The following is a 20,134-nucleotide window of genomic DNA, read 5'->3' on the forward strand; positions in this document are numbered from 1 at the left end:
CATTGCGGGCGAGCCGGCAACAGACCGGCTCGCCCGAGAAGACGCACGGCTACCTGGAATTGGTCCAGAGCAGCCAGATCATGACGATCGAGAGCGCTGCCATAACCAGCAGCCACAAGACCATCTCGAGCGCACTCATCCCGACACCCTGCTTTTTCTGCTTCACATCATACGGGTTGCGCTGATACGGGTTCATGTTCGTTGCCTCCATGACAACCACCTCCTGACCCTATAGTCGCAGCACGGCCGAACGGGAGCCATCGATTTGGCTTACACCTTGATTGCGGTTTTGTAAGGTTGGTTAAGGGAGGCTTAAGGAGGCAGCGGAATCGGCATTTCCAAGGAAACGCTGGTCAATTGCTTTCGCGGCGGTCGGTTCCGTGGCGAGGCGGATGCGCGCGAAGGCGAGGAAGGCGCAGTGGTGCTGCGCCGACGCAGCCTGAGCCCGCAGGCGCCCGGCACGGAGCCGACCGGTGCGGAATGGATTGATCAGCGTTTCCCTCAGGCAGATGCGAGATGCCGCGTCGTGTACAATGGCCTTCGATCGATTGTTCGGATAGGATCGCATACGGTGAAAACAGTTCATGTAGCAGCAGGAATCATTCGGCGCGACAAGGGCGACGAGGTACTCGCCGTGCAGCGGGGATACGGTTCCATGCAGGGCCTCTGGGAGTTTCCGGGCGGCAAAGTCGAGCGCGGCGAGACGCCCGAGCAGGCATGCGTGCGCGAGCTGGCCGAAGAGCTGCAGGTGCGCATCGTCAGCCTGCGCAACTTCTATACCGTCGAGTACGATTACGACGACTTCCACCTGTCGATGGAGTGCTTCTTCTGCCGCATCGACGAGACGGGCGACAACACCGAACCGCAGCGCAACGACCGCCAGATGGACCTTCGCTGGGTAAGCCGGTGCTCGCTCGCAACGCTCGAATGGATGCCCGCCGACCAAGGGCTGGTACAGGCCCTGGTCGAGTTGGACGATGCCGCCGAGGCACCTCAGCGGCGCTCAGCGCAAGAGACTGAAGCTGCGGGGCGCACGCCGCGGCGGGGCGCCTCCGGTCGCAAACCGGGCAAGAAGCGCAAGAAAGACCTGCTTGACGGCATCGACACCTCGGACCTGAGCGCTGCGGAGACCGAGTTGGTCCGCAGGCGCGCCGCCATCAAGAAATCGATGAAGGGCAACAAGCGGGCCGACACCAAACCCGAGATGCTCGTTCGCCAGCGCCTGCGCGCCGCCGGCCTCACCGGGTACCGCCTACAGTGGAAGAAGGCGCCCGGCCGTCCCGACATCGCCTTCCCCGGCAGGAAGATCGCCATCTTCGTCAACGGCTGCTTCTGGCACCGGTGCCCGCACTGCCATCCCAGCACGCCGAAGCGAAACACGGAGTTCTGGAAGGCCAAGTTTCGCCGTAACGTCGAGCGCGACGCACGAGCCGTCGCCGAACTCGAGCAGATGGGGTGGCTCGCCATCACCATCTGGGAATGCGAGCTCAAGCGCGACCGCATCGACGAGACGATGGCGCGCGTTATCGATCAGATCAACTCCGCAAGCCGGGGAAACGCCGATTGATCGCCTGTGCACGCAGGCGGCTCCGCACGAAGCGCCCGCACCCACAGGGCGTACACATTTTCTTGAGGTTCGCATGAGGCAAGCGGCGATGATTCCGCCCGTTTTCGCAGGTCAGATACCTTGTCACAGAACGGACAAACAGTCGTAAGGACCTCTTAAGCCATGGTGTCGAGGCCAGCTGGTCATAATGAGGACAACACATCCGAACCAGCAGCAACACCGGATGTGCCATTTGGTGGATGAGCGAGGAGGCCGAGCATGCATCCTTCCCAAAGAGCAGCAAAAGCATGGTTACCATTGCAACCATCCCAACATGCAGACGGTTTCTCCTTCCCCCCGACACAGAGAACGGGCCTCCTCGGCTCCACCGTTTCCGATCAGAAGCATCATCGCTCTCAGGATCAAGGCGTCAACCTGCAGGATTCCTTCCATCGCCTCTTGGACGCCCTGGACGAGGCGAACCTGCAGCAGTGCATCGTGGCGTAAAGCCTGAACCTTGCCCCTACACGAAAAGGACCCCGAAGGGTGAAATACCTTCGGGGTCCTTATTGTATGAGCCTCCGTTAAGCCACCGTGGATACGGAGAGCTCGTGCTCGCGCGCCGAAGGGGTGTCCCCGGCGTGCAAACGTGCATGCGGAAGGTACGTCCCCGATTTGCACGGGCGCCCAGCCGTTGCGACGTCAGGCATGGGTTGGAACGAACCCGTCCCCCACCAACCCCTCACCAACCCGCGAGCGCGATCGATCCGTGAGCCTCCGACTACATCAGCTCACAGACGCTCGCGGCAAACGCCACGGGATCCTCGGGCAGAATGCCTTCGACCAGCAGGGCCTGGTCGTACAGCAGGCCGGCGTACAGCTTGACCTTCTCGGCGTCGCCATCCTTCTGGGCGGCGACGAGCTTGGCGAACACCGGATGCTTGGCGTTCAGCTCGAGCACGCGCTGAGTCTTGGGCAGACCGTCGAGGTCGCCCTCCGGACCGCGCTGGAGCACCTTCTCCATCTCGAGCGACAGCGGGCCTTCCGTGGTGATGCACGCCGGAGACTCGCTCTCGCCCACCAAGCGCGCGGACACCGCAACCTTCTCGACCTTGTCGCCCAAGGCGTCCTTCATGGCCTCGAACAGGTCGCCGTTCTCCTTGGTCGCCTCCTCGGCATCCTTCTTCTCGTCCTCCGTCGCCAGGTCGAGGTCGCCCGTCGCGACGTTCTTGAGCTCCAGATGACGATCCTCGAGCTCAGGCTCGGCACCGTCGGCCACAGCCTTGGCGGCAGCCTCCTTGGCGGCGTCGTCCTCGTAGACCTTCGGCATGTCCTTCGCCACGTACTCGCGCATGGCCTGGAAGGTGAACTCGTCCACATCCTGCGTAAGCAGCAAGACGTCGTAGCCGCGCGCCAGCACACCGGTCACGACCGGCATCTTCTCCAGACGCTCGCGCGAATCGCCGGCAGCGTAGTAGATGGCCTTCTGTCCCTCGGGCATGGCGTGCGCGTACTCGGACAGCGTCACCATCTTCTTCTCGCGCGCGCTGTAGAACAGCAGCAGGTCAGCAAGCTCGTCGGCCTTCATGCCGTAGCTCGAATAGATGCCGTACTTGAGGCCGCGGCCGAAGTTCTCGAAGAACGTCTCGTAGGCGTCGCGGTCGTCATCGCGCATGCTCTCGAGCTCGCTCGTGATCTTCTTCTCGACACGGCGGGCGATGGCGCGCAGCTGACGATCGTGCTGGAGCGTCTCGCGCGAGATGTTGAGCGACACATCGGCCGAATCGATCACGCCGCGGACGAAGTTGTAGTAATCCGGCAGCAGGTCGGCGCACTTCTCCATGATGAGGACGTTGGAGCTGTACAGCGCCAGGCCCTTTTCGTAATCCCTGCTGTACAGGTCGAACGGCGCGCGGCCGGGGATGAACAGAAGCGCGTCGTACTCGAGCGTGCCCTCGGCATGGAAGCTGACAGTGCGCGCCGGATCCTCAAAGTCGTGGAACGTGGACTTGTAGAACTCGTTGTAGTCGGACTGCTCGACATCGGAGGAATGCTTCTTCCAGATCGGCGTCATGGAATTGATGGTCTCGAGCTCCTGGTAGTCCTCGTACTCCGGCTTGTAATCGTCGCCCGCGTCCTCAGGCTTGGGCTTCTGACGGCTCTTGGTGACCATCATCTGAATGGGGTAGCGAACGTAGTTGCTGTAGCGCTTGATAAGATCCTTCAGCCCCCACTCGGACAGGTAGCGATCGTAGTCCTCGCCCGGCTCGCCGTTGGCGCCCTGCTCGTTGTCGCGCAGCGTCAGGATGATGTCGGTGCCGTGGCCGTCGCGCTCGCCCGGCTCGATGGTATAGCCCTCGAGACCGTCGCTCTCCCAGACGTTAGCCTCGTTGGAACCGAATGCGCGGCTCACGACGCGCACGTGCTTGGCGACCATGAACGCAGAGTAGAAGCCCACGCCGAACTGGCCGATGATATCCACCGCGTCGCCCTGGCTCTCGGCGTTCTCCGCCTTGAACTCCTGACTTCCGGAATGCGCGATGGTGCCGAGGTTCTTCTCAAGCTCCTCGCCCGTCATACCGATGCCGTTATCCGAGATGGTGAGCGTGCGCGCATCCTTGTCAAACGACACGCGGATTGCCAGGTCCTCGTCATCCAGCTTGACGCTTTCGTCGGAGAGGCTCTTGAAATTCAGCTTGTCGACAGCGTCCGATGCGTTGGAGATGAGCTCGCGCAGGAAGATCTCCTTGTTGGTGTAGATGGAGTTGATCATAAGGTCGAGCAGCTTTTTGCTCTCTGTCTTGAACTCGCGCATATGCATCCTTTCCGGTTCCCAAACCTGATGTATTCAGACTTAGATTTTATAACCATAGGGCGCGCAAGTATTCAGATCGAGCAGAAAAGGCGCAATTGAGCGCAACAGGACGCAACAATCCAACTGATTTCAGGTATTTTTCTATGCCAGGATAGCAACCGGACAAACCGGCCAATTAGCGCATATGGCGACCGCGGATGGGGAACTTGGCACGCGCTTCGGCGAGATAGCGGTAATGCTCGGGGATATGGGCATCGCTCGCGATGTAGGAGTACATGAACTCGTCGAACATGAGCTTGGCGGGGCGCTTCTCGCGACCCAGGCGACCGCCTGCGATAAAGTCCGCGGACGCCTGCAGCTTGCACCCCATGCGCATCAGGCGGACGGCGACGTTGAGGTCGTCCTGGATGGCCCGATACCGCTCGGGATGTGCGATGATGACCTCGTAGCCTCGACCCTGAAGCTCGTAGATCGTGCGCTCGTACTCCTGGAACTCGAGCTTGCCCGCATGCGTCGACAGCTCGAGCAGGAACTCGTTCGTTCCATCGAAGTGCAGATAGTCGACCCAATCCATGCCAAGGTCCATGAGCTTGGCATGGTTGACCTCGAACCCCATCTGCAAGGGGAATCCGTCCGCATGCGCGACGAGCAGCTCATAGGCATCCCACATGGCGTCGTAGTCGAAGTAGGGGTCGCGGCAGTGCGGCGTGCACACGATGCTGGTCACGCCCGCGGTCTTCGCGGCCTCGAGCATGGCAAGGCTCTCGTCGAGGTCCGCGGCCCCGTCATCAACTCCCGGAAGGATATGGCTGTGGATATCGCGCATGGTCAGGACAGGCTCGCTTACGAACGGCGAGACGTGCGGCTCTTAGAGGTAAGCCCGGTCGACGGAACGACGCCCTGAGCGGCACCGCGCGTGTCGGCGGCAGCCCGCGCCGGAGCGGCCGCAGCTGCGTCGGAGGTGTCGGAGGTGCGAACCTTCTTGCCGTCCTTGGTGTAATACGAGTAGTAGTAGTCGCTGACCTCGGTCTCGCAGTAGTTCATGACCGTGCCGATGATGTTGACCTCGGCCTTCTTGAGCTGGTCGACGGCCGCCACGATCTCAGCGCGCTTGGTGAAGTTCTCGCGGATGACGAACAGGAGGCCGTCGGACAGATGACCCACCTCGGCGGCATCGATGAACGTGCCCACGGGAGGCGTATCGAAGATCACGTACTGGAACGTGGACTTCAGCGCCTTCACCAGGTTCGCGAAGCGACGGGAAGCAATGATATCGGCGGGATTGGGGATATGCGGCTCGGAGTCCAGGAAGAACAGGTTCTTCTGGCTGGTCTCGACGACGGCATCCTCAAGACGCATCTGCTCGGAGAGCACGGCGTACAGACCGCCGCGCGAATGGACGCCGATCATGTCGGCCATGCTGCGGCGGCGCATGTCGCACTCGACCAGCACGACGCGCTTGCCGCTCGTCGCGATGGCCTGCGCCAGGTTGAGCGCAACCGTCGACTTGCCCTCGTTGGGCGCCGTCGAGGTGACCGTGATGACGCGAATCGGGTCGTCAAGGCTTGCGAAGCGGATATTGGCAAGAAGGGTCTTCGCCGCGTTCTGAACAACGAGGCGATCGGCAGTGGCTTTACTCCTAGGCATGTTACTTACCACCCTTCATTGCAGGAATGCGACCGACCACGGGGATACCGAGCAGCTCCTCGGCGTCCTCGGCGCTGCGGACGCGCGTGTTGAGCATGTCCATGAGGACGACAATGGCGACAGCCAAAAACAGACCGGCCATGAAGGCGACGGCGATGTAGAGCAGGCGGTTGGGGCCGCTCGGCGCATCGGGGGCGACGGCCTCGTCGATCACGTTGATGCTGTCGGCGACCTGGACGTCCTGGGCGACGACGGAAACCTGCTGGGCCATCTCGTTGGCGACGCTGGCAGCGCTCTCGGCATCCGGACCGTCAACCGACAGGGTGATGACGCGGGTCGTCGTCTCGCTCGCAACGCTGATGTCGAAGTCATCGAGATCCTCGAGGCCGAGCGCCTCGGCGGCATCCTGCCTGACTCGATCGCTCTCAAGCAGCGCGGCGACGTCGTTGGCCAGAAGCTGGCTCGCCGTGAGCTCGTTGTAGTTGGTCGTCTGCCCCTGGGCCGCACTCGAGCTCGCCAAGATGTACATGCTCGTCTGGGCCGTGTAGGTGTTGCGCATGACCGCGAAGCTGGCAACGGCCATGACCAACGCACAGGCAACTGGAAGCACAATCACCAGCTGCATATGCTTCTTGAGCAGCTGGAACAGTTCGAGCAGTGTCATCGAACGAACCTTTCACTATTCCCTTGCTCGCCGGGAGTCCTCGGCGCACACGACAGCTCGCCCGCGCAGACCGTACGGCCCGCGAGAACAGCTGCCATCTTGTAAACCTTCAACATGGTATCGTAAACAACCGCATAAACGATGGGTTTATACATTACGGACGACGTTCTCGTTAAAAATGCAGAGATTATCAAATGCAACGTGCGGAGCGGTCGCTACATCAGGTCCTCGATCTGCATGGCCTCCTTGGGAAAGCGCACCGTGATGGTTGTTCCCTCCCCCAGCGTGCTGTCGACCGAGATCGTTGCATCGTGGAACATGGCGGCATGCTTGACGATGGCGAGCCCCAGCCCGGTGCCGCCGCGCGCCTTGGAGCGGCTCTTGTCCACCCGGTAGAAGCGCTCGAAGATCTTGTCCTGCTCCTCCGGAGCGATACCGATGCCGGTGTCCTCCACGCTGACATAGGGGGCGCCGCTCTCCATGCCGCAGCGCAGCGTGACCGAGCCGTGGGGTTTGTTATAGCGGATGGCGTTGCTCGCCAGGTTGTACACCAGCTCGTCGAGCAGACGCGGCACGCCGAACACGATGGCCGGCTCGACGCGCAGCTGCAGCGTTATGCCGTTGACATCCGCGACAGTATCGAGACGGTGGTACACCGTGTCGATCGTGCGCGGCAGGTCGACCGGCTCGCGCGAACCCAGCACGCTGTTGGACACCTCGGCGTCGCCGCGCTCCGCCTCGTCGAGGCTCGACAAGGTCAGGATATCGTTGACGAGCGCCGTCAGGCGACCGGCCTCCTTGTGGATGCGGCGGGCGAAATCGCGCTGATCCTCCTCATCGGCAACCATACCGCTCGCGATCAGCTCGGCGTATCCCGAAATCGCCGTCAACGGCGTCTTCAGCTCATGCGTGATGTTGGCCGTGAACTCGCGGCGCATCCGGTCGTTGTCCGCCAAGACGCGCATCTGGCGCTTGAGCTCCTGGCGCTGCGTCTCGATCCGGTCGAGCATCGGGATCATCTCGCTGTAGGCATCCTGGATGTTGCGGACGGGGTGGTCGAGATCGACTTCGAGCAGCGGCGCGATGATGGCACGCGACTCCAGGCGCGCGGCCATGACGGACACGATCACGCCGAGCGCCACGAGGCCGAGCAAAGGCGGCATCATGCCGACCAGAATAGACAGGTATCCGTCCTGCTCCTGCGCCAAGCGCAAAACCGTGCCGTTATCCAGGCGGACCGCCTCGTAGAGCATGATCTCGCCGAGCGTGGAGCTCGAGCGCTCCGAATCGCCGCGTCCGGTCTCGAACGCCTCGACGACCTCGGGCCGACTGGCATGGTTGGGCATGTCCTCCACGTCCGCCTCGCTATCGAACAGCACGGTGCCGTCGGTGTCGATCAGCGTGATGCGCGTATTGCTCAAGTCGAGGTGGTTCAGCAGAAACTTGTCGTCGGGCATGCTGTTGAGCGCCGCCGCCACGACGCCGGACTGGTTGTCGAGCTCCTCGTGCGCCAAGGTCACCAACCTGCCCTGCACGTAGGCGGTGCCGGCGAGCGAGAACACGACCACGACGAGCATGGCCACCGCGAACACGGTGGCGAACACACGGCGGGACAGGGAATGATGCGTGCTGTTTTTAGGCGTCATGGAATCACGCGCCCGGCTCGCGAGTCATCAGGCCTCTTGGCCGGCGAAGCGATAGCCCACGCCGCGCACGGTCTCGATGCAGGTGGCGCGGTCGCCAAGCTTCTGGCGCAGCGTCTGGACGTGCACGTCGACGGTACGCGAGCCGCCGTCGAAGTCCCATCCCCACACGCTTTGCAGCAGGGCCTCGCGCGAGAACACGATGCCGGGCTTGCGCATGAGATACTCGAGCAGGTCGAACTCGCGAAGCGTGAGCTTGACCTCTTCGCCATCGACCGTCACGCGACGATGGCTGGGCGACAAAACGATGCCGCCGGCGGACAGCACGTCGCTCACCTGCTTGGACATGCCGCCGCGGCGCAGCAGGGCGCGGCAACGGCTGGTGAGCTCCATGAGCGAGAACGGCTTGGTGAGGTAATCATCCGCACCGCCATCGAGCGCCACGACCTTATCGAGCTCGGTGTCTTTGGCCGTCAGCATCATGATGGGCACGGTCGCCGTCTCGGGCATGGCGCGCAGGCGGCGCATGATCTCAAGACCGTCGGTATCGGGAAGCATGATATCGAGAAGGACGGCATCGGGAACACGACGGGCCACGGCGGCTTTGAACTCGCTGTCGCACGAAAAGCCTTCCGCCTCGATACCCTGCTGACGCAGGGCATACAGCGTCAGCCCCCTGATGTTGTCGTCGTCCTCAACGTAATAGATCATCGCGCGTCTCCGATTTCCGCTGCATTTACGAGTATCATACACCGCCGCGGGAAGAACACGGGTCGCCGCACCGCGGCGGCAGACAATCAGCCAAAACGACCAGTCAGGTAGTCGGACGTACGGCTATCCTTGGGCGCGCTGAACAGCTCCTCGGTGGGCGCGTGCTCCACGAGCTCGCCGAGGAGGAAGAACGCCACCGAGTCGGAGATGCGCGACGCCTGCTGCATGTTGTGCGTCACGACCACGAGCGTGTAGTCCTTCTTGAGCTCCATGGCGAGCTGCTCGACCATGACGGTCGAGATGGGGTCGAGTGCCGAGGTGGGCTCGTCCATCAGCAGGACCTGGGGCTTGACGGCGATGGCGCGCGCGATGCACAGGCGCTGCTGCTGGCCGCCGGAAAGGCCCAGACCGGACTGCTTGAGCTTGTCTTTGACCTCGTCCCACAGGCCGGCGCCGGTCAGGGACTCCTCGACGATCTCCTCGAGCTCGGCGTGGTTCTTGATGCCGAGGCCACGCGGACCGTACGCGACGTTGTCGAAAATGCTCATCGGGAACGGGTTGGGGCGCTGGAACACCATGCCCACCTGCTGACGCAGACGGGTGACGTTGTAATCCTGGTAGATATCGTCGCCGTCGAGGGTGATCTTGCCCTCGATGCGGCAATCCTTGACCATGTCGTTCATGCGGTTCAGGCAGCGCAGCAGCGTAGACTTGCCGCAGCCGGACGGACCGATGAACGAGGTGATCTCGCGGTCGCGGATGTCGATGGAAACATCCTTCAGCGCCTGATGGTCGCCGTAGTACAGGTCGAGATGCTCGACCGACATGCGAATCGGGTTCTCGGGTTTGGGTGCCTGCGAGGGCATCGTGCCCATTTCACGCTTGTGTGCCTCTTCGAGGGCCTGCGCCATCACGTCGGCCGTCGCGGAGCGCTCCTGATCCATTTCGTTCAACCCGCTACCTCCTCAAGCAAGCTGTCATAGCTCGCTCTAGGATACGAGCCGCGTTTCATGCAGCTGAAAGCGAATTGTCAGGGAACTGTAAGCTGCCGACGGGATCCGCCCGGCGTCCCTCACGCGTCGGGTAGGGTGATGGTGAACACGGTGTGCTCCGGCGTGGACTCGCAGGCGATGTTTCCGCCATGCGCCACGACGATCTCCTTGGCGATCGCCAGGCCCAGACCCGCGCCGCCGCGATTCGTCGCGCGCGCCGCGTCCAGGCGGTAGAACTTCTCGAAAATGACCTTGAGCTTCGGCGCCGGGATGGGGTCGCCCTGGTTCTCGAACCGGATATGTACCTCGGCATCCACGCGCTCGGCAAAGATGAGTATCGTCGAGCCCTCGTAGCTGTACGCGATCGCGTTCTTCATGACGTTGTTGAACACGCGCGCCATCTTGTCGCCATCCACGAGCACCGTGAGCCCTGTGGGCACCTCGATCCGCGCATGCTTGTCCTGCTCGGTCAGCGTGGGATAGAACTCGTCGACGACCTGCGCGAGCATGAGGTTCAGATCCACGTAGCCGCGCGTGAGCACGATGTCGTGGAAATCGAAGCGCGTGATATCGAAAAACTCCTCGATCAGCGCGTCGAGCCGATGGGCCTTGTCGAGCGCGACGCCGGTGAAGCGGACGCGCTGCTCCTCGGGCAGATCGGGCGCCTCGTGCAGCAGCGACAGGTATCCCACGACGCTCGCGAGCGGCGTTTTGAGGTCGTGGGCCAGATAGGTCACCAGATCGTCCTTGCGGCTCGACTCATCGCGCAGCGCCTGCTCGGCGGCGCGCTGACGGTCGCGCACGCGGTTCAGCGCGCCCTCGACCTCGACGAAGTCGCCGTCAACCGTGCCCCAATCATCCGGATGGTCGATAAGGCGATCGAGCATATGTCGCGAAACGATGCGGTCGGCATCGGTCTCACCGCGTTCGTAGCCGTAGTCGTAGAACGCACGGCCGACGAAGAAGATGCCGCACACGGAGATGGCGGCCAAAAAGCCGCAGAACATGAAGAGGTAGTCGACGGTGAACGCGACGGGGCCGATGTTGTTCGCCACGATAGCCCCGCACATCAAGATGAGCAGCCACGGAATGCCGCCCAGCGTCACGATGCGGCGCGCGTTGACGAAGCGGTCGATCAGGATGTACCCGACAAAGAGCAGCGCGAAGAACAGGATGAAGTTGCTCAGCCCGACGACCGCGAAGTCCAGCAGCACGAGCACGACGATAGCGAGCACGCGATGCTCGACGATGGACAGGAAGCGGTCGAACACGCGCGCGGACTGCGCGTTGCCCTGGTTCTGGGAGGCGTCGGAGGCGGACGAATCGGTTGGACGGGTCCCCGTCGCATAGGTGAACGAGGAGGGCGGCTTCGCCTCCGTCGATACCGTCGTGGCGCTCGCCGAACTCACCGGAGAACCGGCTCCTTGCGGCTCGGACGCGCGCGGGGCGGGGCTCCACGCCTCGCTCCCCTGCGTGTTTGGCATGCCGGTCACCGGGTTGACCGGTGCATGCTCGGATGACCTCGGCTGACGTCCCTCACGCTTCAATCGCGCACCCCGCTTTCCAGATTACTGAGAAACATGAAAAGTATCGGCATGGCTCAAGTATAAAAAGCGGAATGGCACACGAAAACGAAAGACTTGCTTAATTCAATCGGGCTTCGCATTGAAGAAGATAGCGCTGATTGAATCGATCGGCGCTACGCCAGTGAACCTCTCGACCAATCAGCTCGGAAGCTTCGCGATGGACGGGATAAAAGGACGGATGACCTTCAAGGGAATCGACCGCCACCTCAAATGCATCGAGCAGCCGTATGGCCGCGTTTGACATTCCGAGCACTCCGGAAATATATGCCATGGCACTGTCGAAATTACGCTGCGCCGTCTCAGCGACTACAACCCTATAGGCCATACGTGCACCGCATACGCGCAATCATGTCTCGGGCGTCAACCACATGTCCGCTCACAACATCATCGTACCCTGCAAGGAGGTTCAATTTTTCCGCATCAGTCAGAGGAAACTCACCTTCAAGGTCTGAGGCCCGCATGACAATGAAGTCATCTTCTTGCCCGTCGATGCTCACCGCAAAGGGAGCTCGCGCAGCTTTGTATGCATGCATTGCACAAATCAAATTTGGTCGACTCGGCAACCTGCTGTGGAGACATAGGGGCCTTCCTTTCCGTCCACGTTCCCCGATTTTACCCCGCTCGCATTGAATCCGTGTAAGAAACGGCACGGTCATGAGAAACGCAGTGGGCGAAGACGCTGATCAACCGTTTTTGTACCCGCGGCAAATGTCTCTAGCAACTGGTCTTATACCCCGACTTTTCAGCAGAAAAGGCCGGTTATCTCACTTGGGGGAATAGACAGCTTTTTTAGGTCTTTTCGACTCCTCGGGGAACGTAGTACTTTCAAATGGCTCGATACGGTCCGTTCGGGTCAAGCCCGTTTTCAGGGATTGAATGACCCCGAATAGAAAGGCTAAAGGGACATACCGAGTTTGGCTTGTAACTATCAGCATGAGTTGCATTCAACGGCTCAGTTCGGTGCAATTTCGGTGCAACATCTATCCCATTCATTAAGAAACCATGCATTTACCTGCGTAAACGCTATCCCTCGATGGTGTACCCAACGCCCCAGATATTCTTGATGAACCTCGGGTTGGCGGCGTCGTCGCCGATCTTCTCGCGCAGGTGGCGGATGTGCACCATCACGGTATTCGACGAGCTCGACATGTACTCTTCGCCCCATACGGCGCGGAACAGCTCCTCGACCGAGACGACGCGGCCGCGGTTTTCCACCAGGTAGAGCAGAATCGAGTATTCGAGCGGCGTGCAGCGCACGGGACGCTCGTCGACCATCACGGTGCGCGCGTCACGGTTGATCACCAGGCCGTCGACCGTGAGCTCGGCTGAGCCCTCCTCCTGCGCTCGGCTGCCGTAGCTGGTATATCGACGCAGCTGTGCCTTGCAGCGCGCGACGAGCTCAAGAGGCCTGAACGGCTTGACGACGTAGTCGTCGGCTCCCAGTGAGAGGCCCTCGATCTTATCGTTTTGCGACCCGCGAGCCGTGAGCATGATCACGGGATAGGTATGGTCGGCACGGATGGTACGCAGAAGCTCGAACCCGTCGATATCGGGCAGCATGATATCGAGCACGGCGAGGTCGAAATCCTGCTCCAAGATGGCCTTAGCAGCCTCGGCGCCGGTATACGCAAGGGTCACCTGATAGCCCTCGTTGCGCAGGTAAATGCCCACGAGATCGGTAATCGCCTTCTCGTCATCGACAATGAGGATATGGGTATCCATCGCATGTTCTCCTTCCGACACATACTCATTATCGCCCGCCTGCGACCCGTCCACGACATGCGCACGAGGGCTTAAGCACCTTTTAAGCGCACGGACACACGGCCGGCACCTCGAGGCTGGTACTTTTTTGGACGGGGCCGTTTTCGCCCATGCCGGCGCGCTTGCATCGGCATGGGCGAAAACGGCCCCGTCCAAAAAAGTACCAGCCATGTATACTTCTGCTACTCAGCATAGAAAGCGAACGTCATGCATACCTCAAATCATCTCCGAACCTTTGCCGCACGGGCCGTCAGCGCCGTTGTGGGCGCGGCCCTGGCGCTCTCCGTCATTTGGACCCCCGCTCCCGCATGCGCGACCCAGCTCGACACCGATATCGTGCTCGGCACGCCGGAATCCGAACGCCAGGACCCCGCCAACGATCGCCCCGACATCAGCGCGCGTAACGCCATCGTCGTGGGTCAGGACGGCACCGTCTACTTCGAGCGCGCAGCGGACGACCGTGTCAAGATCGCCTCGATCACCAAGATCATGACGGCCATCGTCGCGATCGAGAACTCGTCGCTCGAGGACACCGTCACGGTCGACCACGCGGCAGCGACCGTCGGCCAGTCGTCCGCCAACCTGCGGGAGGGCGATGTCCTGACCATGGAGGAGGCCCTGCGCGCGCTGCTCATCCCCTCGGGCAACGACGCGGCCATGGCCATCGCCGCCACGGTGGGCGCCAAACTCGACCCGGCGAGCACCGATTTCGTCGGAACCTTCGTTCAGGCCATGAACGACAAGGCCGCCGAGTTGGGCATGACGAACACCAAGTTCACCAACCCTCACGGCCTGGATTTCGACGGCTGGGAGGGCGACATGTACTCCACCGCGCGCGACGTGGCGACCATGCTCGCCTATGCCATGCAAAACGAAACGTTTCGGCAGGTCGACGGCAGCGACAACAACGTCATCACGGTCAACGGCGCCGACGGTACCGAGCGCTCCATCACCATGACGCGCTACAACACGCTGCTGGGCACCGAGGGCAATATCGGCGGCAAGACAGGCAGCACCTACGAGGCGCTCGACTGCTTCGCAGGCGCCTGGTCGCGCGACCTGGGCGGCGAGCTGTACACCGTCGTGCTCGGCTGCGAGGGCGTCGACGTGCGCCTGCAGGAGTCGTTGGCGCTCGCCAACTGGTATTACAACCACACGGTCGCATACCCGCTCATCACGACCGATGAGACGGCGTCGGACGGCACGCCGCTCGTCGCCGCCGTTCCGCATGCCGACTGGACCGACAAGACCGTGGACATCACGGTCGCCGACCCCGGCCAAACGGTCACGGTGTTCAGCCTTGCCGGCGATATCGAACAGGACTTTGAGTTCGATACGCTCAGCGGCGACGTTGAGGACGGACAGAGCGCGGGCACGCTCACGCTCTCGCAAGATGGCACCGAGATCGCATCGTGCGAGCTCGTGACCGCCGAGTCGGTCGACGCCCCCGATCCCCTCAGCTGGATCCTCGTGCAGCTCGACCGCCTCGTTCGACTCGTGACGGGAGAGCCCGCCAGCGTCGAGGCGGACATCTACACGCAGGCGCTGCCCGCAACCGAACTCGATGCCGCCTAGGACCGCCTGCTATTTCATGAAAAACCTCCGCCAGGTAGCCGTATCCACGGCGGTCTGGCGGAGGTTTTTCATGAAATAGCATGGGGCGGGGAGCCCCGTCGGCCTGGCGGAGGCAGCCGCATCCGCCCGTGTGTGAAACCGCACCTTGGTAAAAGGTTTTACCAAGGCGGGCGGGTGCCTCGTTTTGAATTTGGTATCAACTCGTGGGCAAGAAGGGCCGCTTGCGGGCGGATCGGAGGCGCCTCCCGGGCCCTCTGGAACCGACCGAACAGAGAAACCGCAGGTCACAGGCTTGTCAGATATGACCGTTTCACATCTATACTTCCCGATTTGATACCAAATTCATTTTCAATATATAATGACCCCCTCTTTTCTGGGGTTTTGCGGTGCGGTTTCCCCACCGTGCGCATACGGGGCCCCGGAATCTGCAGGCCGCACCGACGAATCGCCTGCACCGAGCGCTCCCCAGAAACGCTGATGTATGTCCCGATGCGCTCCGGACCATCGGCAAAACCGCGGGATTACCCTCTAACAGGGCCCCGTAACTGTACCCCGAACTGCGGGAGAGGGCCCCTCGAGGGGCCCTCTCCCGCAGTTCGGGGTACAGTTACGGGGCCCTGTTAGAGGGTGGCCTGGTAGATGCAATGGTTGAGCCTTGCCGCGGGACCTCGCTTCGCCATGCACGGCGCCCCGCTCTACGGGGCTTGAAGGCCATTGAATCAGCACTCCCTAGAGCCCGGCTTCACGGGCGAAGAGGTCGGCGACGGCCCGCCCTGCCTCGTCGGGCTCGATAAAGCAGGCGCCCATGCCCGCGGGCCCGCCGTAGCGTCCATGGTAATCGCTGCCGCCCGTCATCATCAGGCCGTGATGCGCCGCGGCCTCACGCGCCCGCTGCTCATCTCCGGCATCATGGTCGGGGTGGTAGACCTCGATGCCCATCAGCCCGGCTTCAACCAGATCCGGGATGATCGACCAGGAGTCCATCTGTCCGGGATGGGCAAGCACCGGCACGCCGCCCTGCTCGCGAATCGTGCGCACCGCATCGGTCGCCTCGGGGTACGAGATGTCGCTTGCGCACACGCCCGAACCTTTGAACAGGCTGCGGTAGACCTTCTGATAGATCTCATCGAGATACGGGCGATGCACAAGCGCCTCCATGATGTGCTGCTTGTACACACCGGTGCTGGCATGGCACACCCCCCACACGGCATCGAGCGAAAATGCGCCGTCGATCGCGTCGGCGCAAGCCGCGCCCGCCCGCTCGAGCGCCTCGACGGGCTGCGGGGCCGACGCCATGACCTTGAGTATCGTCCATGCCTGCCACAAGGTGTTCGCGCTCCGCGCCTGCAGCGTCTTGCGGACCAGCCGCTCGACAGGGCCGGACCCATCGGCCGTGGCGCTCAGCCCAAAGCCGAGGATGTGGACCTTGCGGCCGGTCGCCGCGCACGCCGCCGATATCTCGAGGCCCGCGAGCACCGGGAACCCCTCCGCACGCGCGCAGGCGCGAACCGCGGCAAGCTGGCTCAGGCTGTCGTGGTCGGTCACGGCGATACCCGCAAGGCCAGCAGCGCGCGCCTGGGCGATCAGCTCTTCAACCGTATGCGAGCCATCCGAGTACACCGAATGGGAATGCAGGTCGAAGGCCCCTTCGACCGACACCCCATCATGCACGCTGATCGGCTGCTCCATATGGTCACTCCCCTTCCGTCGGCAACGGCATGGTCAGACGATAGTGCGTCTTCACCATACCGCAACGCTCGTAAAACCGGTGCGCATCCGTCCGCTCGAATTTGGAAGCGACCTCCATGAGCTCGCACCCTTCGGATATCGCGAGCAGGCGGGCGCGCTCGACAAGGCGAGCGCCCAGCCCGGCCCCACGCTCGCCCGCAGCGACGATGAGCTCGAGGATCTCCGCCGTCGGATGCGCATGATGTATATGGTGATCGATGCGCAGGTTGAGATACCCGGCCACGCGCCCGTCCACCTCGAGCACCAGGCAGTGCACGGCGGTATCGGAAAGCTGCGACGCAAAGGACCGAAAGAACGCGTCGTAGGCGAACTGCTGGCCTTCAAGCTCGCATACCAACCGATAAATCGACGGCGCGTCGTCCTCGCGCGCCATGCGGATATCCCAGGCCTCGCCCATGCGCACCTCCCCTGTATGCATCTGATGCGGCGACGACCGCTAGCGCATCTCGCCGGCCTGCATATTGTACTCGCGGTCGCAGACGCCTTCCATGAACTCAAGGTCATGGAAGATGCCGAGCATCGTGGTGCCGCCCTCTTTGAGCTGCTCGATCAGATCGCGGACCTTGACCTTGCTCGCGTTGTCCAGACTCGCCGTCGGCTCATCGAGCAGCAGCAGGCGCGGACGGCGCACCATGGCGCGGGCGATGTTCAAGCGCAGCTTCTCGCCGCCGGAGAAGGTGTTGGGATACAGGTCCCACAGCTCGCGGGGAAAATCGAAATGCTCGAGCATGCGCACGGTCTCGGACTCGATCACCCGCGGGTCGTCGAACGCCTCGGCGGCGCTCGCCTCCACGATCTCGCGCGCAGTGGTGCGCGGCACGCAATCGAGGAACTGGGAGATGTAGCCGATCTCGTAATTGCGCAGGTAGATGACGCGGCGCTCATCAAGCCGCGCAAGGTCGACCATCCCGAACGCGGCCGAGTCGTACCAGATGGAGCCGGTCTCGGGCAGATTCGTGCGGTAGATGCACTTGAGGATCGTGGACTTGCCCGAACCGGAGCGGCCGGTGATGCCCACGAACTCGCCGGGGGCGATGGAAAGCGAGATGTGCTCGCAGCCGCGCACGCGGCGGTCGGCGGCATGCAGGGTAAAGCCCTTCGACAGGTCCTGGATGTCGAGCATGGGGCGCACGGCGTCGGCGGGCGCCGGAGCCTCGCCGGAAACGGCAACCGAGCTGATATTCATCTAGCGCACCTCCAGATCGGTCACAGTCTCCTCGAGCGTCGCCGCGTCGACGGCGAAGCGCGCCGACATGGACGGCAGGGCGGGATACCACATGCGACTCACCACGCGACCATCGACCAGCGTCGCCGTGATGACCGGATAGGAGCGCTGGCCCTCCTCGACCTCGCGCACCACCAGGATGTCGGCCTTCTTGCCCTCCTCGAGGCTGCCCAGCATACCGTCGATCTTGACCGCGCGGGCGGGATTGATGGTGAGCATGGCGAACGCCTGCTCGAGCGGCAGCTTGAAGTCGCGGTGCAACACGAACGCGCTTTGGAGCATAGCCGTGGGATAGTAGTCCGAGCACAGGCAGCGGGCCACGCCGGCGCGCACCGCATCGCGCGCGGACAGGTTGCCCGAATGGCTCTTGCCGAGCAGGATGTTCGGGGTGCCCATGACCGTGAACATGCCGCGCTCGACCGCGGCGGCGGCGACCTCCTGCGAGATGGGGAACTCGGAAATCGTGCAGCCGAGCTCGCGCATGAGATCGAGCTTGTCGATCGAGTCGTCATCATGGCTCGCCAGCGCGATGCCCTGCTCGCGCGCGATGCCGGCGAGGTAGCTGAGCTGCTCGTAGCTCAGCTTGGGCGCGGCCTGGGCGTCGGCCGCCATGGCGGCGGCTTCCTGCTCGGAGAGCGACTTGCCGCGGAACGACTTGCGCCAGATCTCCATGTCGCGGTACTGGCCCTGGCCGGGCGTGTGGTCCATGAAGGAGAGCTCGTCGATCTCGCCGGCGCGCAGGTGGTGCTCGACCTGCTCGACCAGATTGACGTTATCGATCTCCAGGCGCAGGTGCAGGCGATGGCGGATCAGATGGGCGTTGCGGCCCTCGGTGCGCTTGGCGCGCGAGATGAGCGCCATGATCTGCTCGGTGCGGTCCCACTGGCGTACCGGCTTGACGTCCATCTTGTCGTTGCCGTACACCGAAAGGGAGTGGAACATCGTCGTGATGCCGTGGGCGAGCAGCTCGCGCTCGGCCTCGAACAGCGCGGTCGGGAAATCCATCAGCACCGTCGGGCGCGGCGAGATCACCGTCTCGATGTAGTCGGAATGGATATCGATGAGACCGGGCACCACGTAGCCCCCGTGCGCATCGATGATGCCGGCACCTGCCGCTTCGGCGTCGAGCGCCCCTTGGCGCTGAATCGCCTCGATGCGGTCCTCGACTACCACGAGCTCGTAGCCGAACAGCAGCCGATCGGGCTGCACGATGATTCCGTTGCGAATGACGTACAAGGAACGACCTCCTTGGATCGCGTGATACGTTTGGGACGGGGTCAACACGCATCAGGCGTACTGCCTGCCTCAGAACCCGTCCCCCATGGACAGAAAGCTGGATTACAGCAGGGAGTAGACGAGCTCCTGCGTGTACGCGTGCTGCGGGTCCTGCATGATCTGATCGGTGAGGCCGTGCTCGATGACCTGGCCGTCGAGCATGACGATCGTGCGGTCCGCGAGCAGGCGGATCACGCCCAGGTCATGGCTGACCACGACCATCGACACGCCCAGGTCGCGGCGCAGCTGCAAGATCAGGTCGAGCACGCGCGCCTGAACCGACAGGTCCAGACCCGTGGTCACCTCGTCTAAGAACAGCATCGGCGGCTCGTTGGAGAGCGCCTTGGCGATCTGAACGCGCTGCTGCATACCGCCGGAAAACGCACGGGGCGGATCCTGCTTGCGGCGCAAAGGGATCTTCACGCGCTCGAGCAGCTCCTCGCCGCGCTTCACCATGTGGTGCACGTCGCGCACGCCGGCCGCGATCTGCTTCTCGGCGATGTTGGAGAGGCTCGAGAAATTCATGCGCAGACCCAGGTAGGGATTCTGGTAGACCATGCCGAAGATCCGGTCGCGGATGTAGCGCTGCTGCTGGCGCGACACGTCGAAGCAGTTCGCGGCGCCCCCGTCGAACGCGGCCACACGCATATCGCCCTCAGTCGGGTCCTGGTCGAAGTAGAGGCACTGCATGAGCGTCGACTTGCCGGAGCCCGACTCGCCCACGATGCCCAGGATCTCGCCGGGATGCACCTCGAGCGACACGTTGCGAACCGCGTGCACCGTACCGCACACGGGGCAGATGTTGCGCTCGAGCTCGGCACGGGGATCGGCGCAATACGGGCAGCCGGCGCCGAAGCGCTTGGAGAGCCCGCATACCTTGAGCACGGGCGCGTCATCGCAAAAGACGTGCTCGACGGGCACGGGAGTTGTCTGTGGCGTCACCAT

The 20,134-nt window shown here is 62.7% G+C and carries 18 protein-coding genes; 2 read left to right on the forward strand and 16 right to left on the reverse strand.

The window, feature by feature from the left end; genetic code table 11:
• Positions 1–49 precede the first annotated feature (49 nt).
• Positions 50–211: a hypothetical protein gene (locus B5F74_RS12400; RefSeq protein ID WP_154018718.1), complete on the reverse strand. Its 162-nt coding sequence runs from the start codon at positions 209–211 to the stop codon at positions 50–52.
• 360 nt (positions 212–571) lie between these two features.
• Between B5F74_RS12400 and vsr the strand changes: the two genes are divergently transcribed.
• On the forward strand, positions 572–1,567 hold the full coding sequence (gene vsr, locus B5F74_RS07530) for a DNA mismatch endonuclease Vsr (RefSeq protein WP_087201339.1): 996 nt from the start codon (positions 572–574) through the stop codon (positions 1,565–1,567).
• A gap of 760 nt (positions 1,568–2,327) precedes the next feature.
• Here the strand turns inward: vsr and htpG are convergent.
• The 10 genes from htpG to B5F74_RS07580 form a co-directional block, all read right to left on the reverse strand.
• Positions 2,328–4,361 carry a molecular chaperone HtpG gene (gene htpG / locus B5F74_RS07540; RefSeq protein ID WP_087201343.1) on the reverse strand — a complete coding sequence of 678 codons (2,034 nt, stop codon included), beginning with the start codon at positions 4,359–4,361 and terminating at the stop codon, positions 2,328–2,330.
• Positions 4,362–4,536: 175 nt separating this feature from the next.
• The gene (locus B5F74_RS07545) at positions 4,537–5,187 is read right to left on the reverse strand and encodes a CpsB/CapC family capsule biosynthesis tyrosine phosphatase (RefSeq protein ID WP_087201345.1); all 651 of its coding nucleotides are present in this window, start codon (positions 5,185–5,187) and stop codon (positions 4,537–4,539) included.
• A gap of 17 nt (positions 5,188–5,204) precedes the next feature.
• Positions 5,205–6,008, reverse strand: a complete 804-nt coding sequence (locus B5F74_RS07550; protein WP_087201347.1) for a CpsD/CapB family tyrosine-protein kinase — start codon at positions 6,006–6,008, stop codon at positions 5,205–5,207.
• Between the two features lies 1 nt (position 6,009).
• Positions 6,010–6,672 carry a Wzz/FepE/Etk N-terminal domain-containing protein gene (locus tag B5F74_RS07555; RefSeq protein ID WP_066830063.1) on the reverse strand — a complete coding sequence of 221 codons (663 nt, stop codon included), beginning with the start codon at positions 6,670–6,672 and terminating at the stop codon, positions 6,010–6,012.
• Positions 6,673–6,887: 215 nt separating this feature from the next.
• The gene (locus tag B5F74_RS07560) at positions 6,888–8,318 is read right to left on the reverse strand and encodes an ATP-binding protein (protein ID WP_087201350.1); all 1,431 of its coding nucleotides are present in this window, start codon (positions 8,316–8,318) and stop codon (positions 6,888–6,890) included.
• Positions 8,319–8,345: 27 nt separating this feature from the next.
• The gene (locus B5F74_RS07565) at positions 8,346–9,026 is read right to left on the reverse strand and encodes a response regulator transcription factor (protein ID WP_066830068.1); all 681 of its coding nucleotides are present in this window, start codon (positions 9,024–9,026) and stop codon (positions 8,346–8,348) included.
• A gap of 86 nt (positions 9,027–9,112) precedes the next feature.
• On the reverse strand, positions 9,113–9,892 hold the full coding sequence (gene pstB, locus B5F74_RS07570) for a phosphate ABC transporter ATP-binding protein PstB (RefSeq protein ID WP_066830347.1): 780 nt from the start codon (positions 9,890–9,892) through the stop codon (positions 9,113–9,115).
• 206 nt (positions 9,893–10,098) lie between these two features.
• Positions 10,099–11,427, reverse strand: coding sequence for an ATP-binding protein (locus tag B5F74_RS07575; RefSeq protein WP_239283415.1), 1,329 nt, complete (start codon positions 11,425–11,427; stop codon positions 10,099–10,101).
• A gap of 235 nt (positions 11,428–11,662) precedes the next feature.
• Positions 11,663–11,929, reverse strand: coding sequence for a hypothetical protein (locus tag B5F74_RS12225; protein ID WP_143753827.1), 267 nt, complete (start codon positions 11,927–11,929; stop codon positions 11,663–11,665).
• 698 nt (positions 11,930–12,627) lie between these two features.
• Entirely contained in the window at positions 12,628–13,326 is a 699-nt protein-coding gene (locus B5F74_RS07580; protein WP_087201352.1) for a response regulator transcription factor, read from the reverse strand.
• Positions 13,327–13,572: 246 nt separating this feature from the next.
• Between B5F74_RS07580 and B5F74_RS07585 the strand changes: the two genes are divergently transcribed.
• Positions 13,573–14,940 carry a serine hydrolase gene (locus B5F74_RS07585; protein WP_087201354.1) on the forward strand — a complete coding sequence of 456 codons (1,368 nt, stop codon included), beginning with the start codon at positions 13,573–13,575 and terminating at the stop codon, positions 14,938–14,940.
• Positions 14,941–15,669: 729 nt separating this feature from the next.
• Here the strand turns inward: B5F74_RS07585 and B5F74_RS07590 are convergent.
• From B5F74_RS07590 to B5F74_RS07610, 5 genes are all read right to left on the reverse strand, one after another.
• Complete coding sequence (locus B5F74_RS07590) at positions 15,670–16,629, reverse strand: PHP domain-containing protein (RefSeq protein WP_087201356.1); 960 nt, start codon at positions 16,627–16,629, stop codon at positions 15,670–15,672.
• 4 nt (positions 16,630–16,633) lie between these two features.
• Positions 16,634–17,086, reverse strand: coding sequence for a GNAT family N-acetyltransferase (locus tag B5F74_RS07595; RefSeq protein WP_158095724.1), 453 nt, complete (start codon positions 17,084–17,086; stop codon positions 16,634–16,636).
• A 39-nt stretch (positions 17,087–17,125) separates the two neighbouring features.
• A complete protein-coding gene (locus B5F74_RS07600; RefSeq protein WP_204212499.1) occupies positions 17,126–17,875 on the reverse strand; it encodes an ATP-binding cassette domain-containing protein in 750 nt (249 codons plus the stop codon).
• A complete protein-coding gene (locus tag B5F74_RS07605; RefSeq protein ID WP_066830072.1) occupies positions 17,876–19,150 on the reverse strand; it encodes an alpha-D-ribose 1-methylphosphonate 5-triphosphate diphosphatase in 1,275 nt (424 codons plus the stop codon).
• 102 nt (positions 19,151–19,252) lie between these two features.
• Entirely contained in the window at positions 19,253–20,134 is an 882-nt protein-coding gene (locus tag B5F74_RS07610; protein ID WP_087201360.1) for an ATP-binding cassette domain-containing protein, read from the reverse strand.

This window comes from Collinsella sp. An271 (assembly GCF_002159695.1).
Lineage (GTDB): Bacteria > Actinomycetota > Coriobacteriia > Coriobacteriales > Coriobacteriaceae > Collinsella > Collinsella ihumii.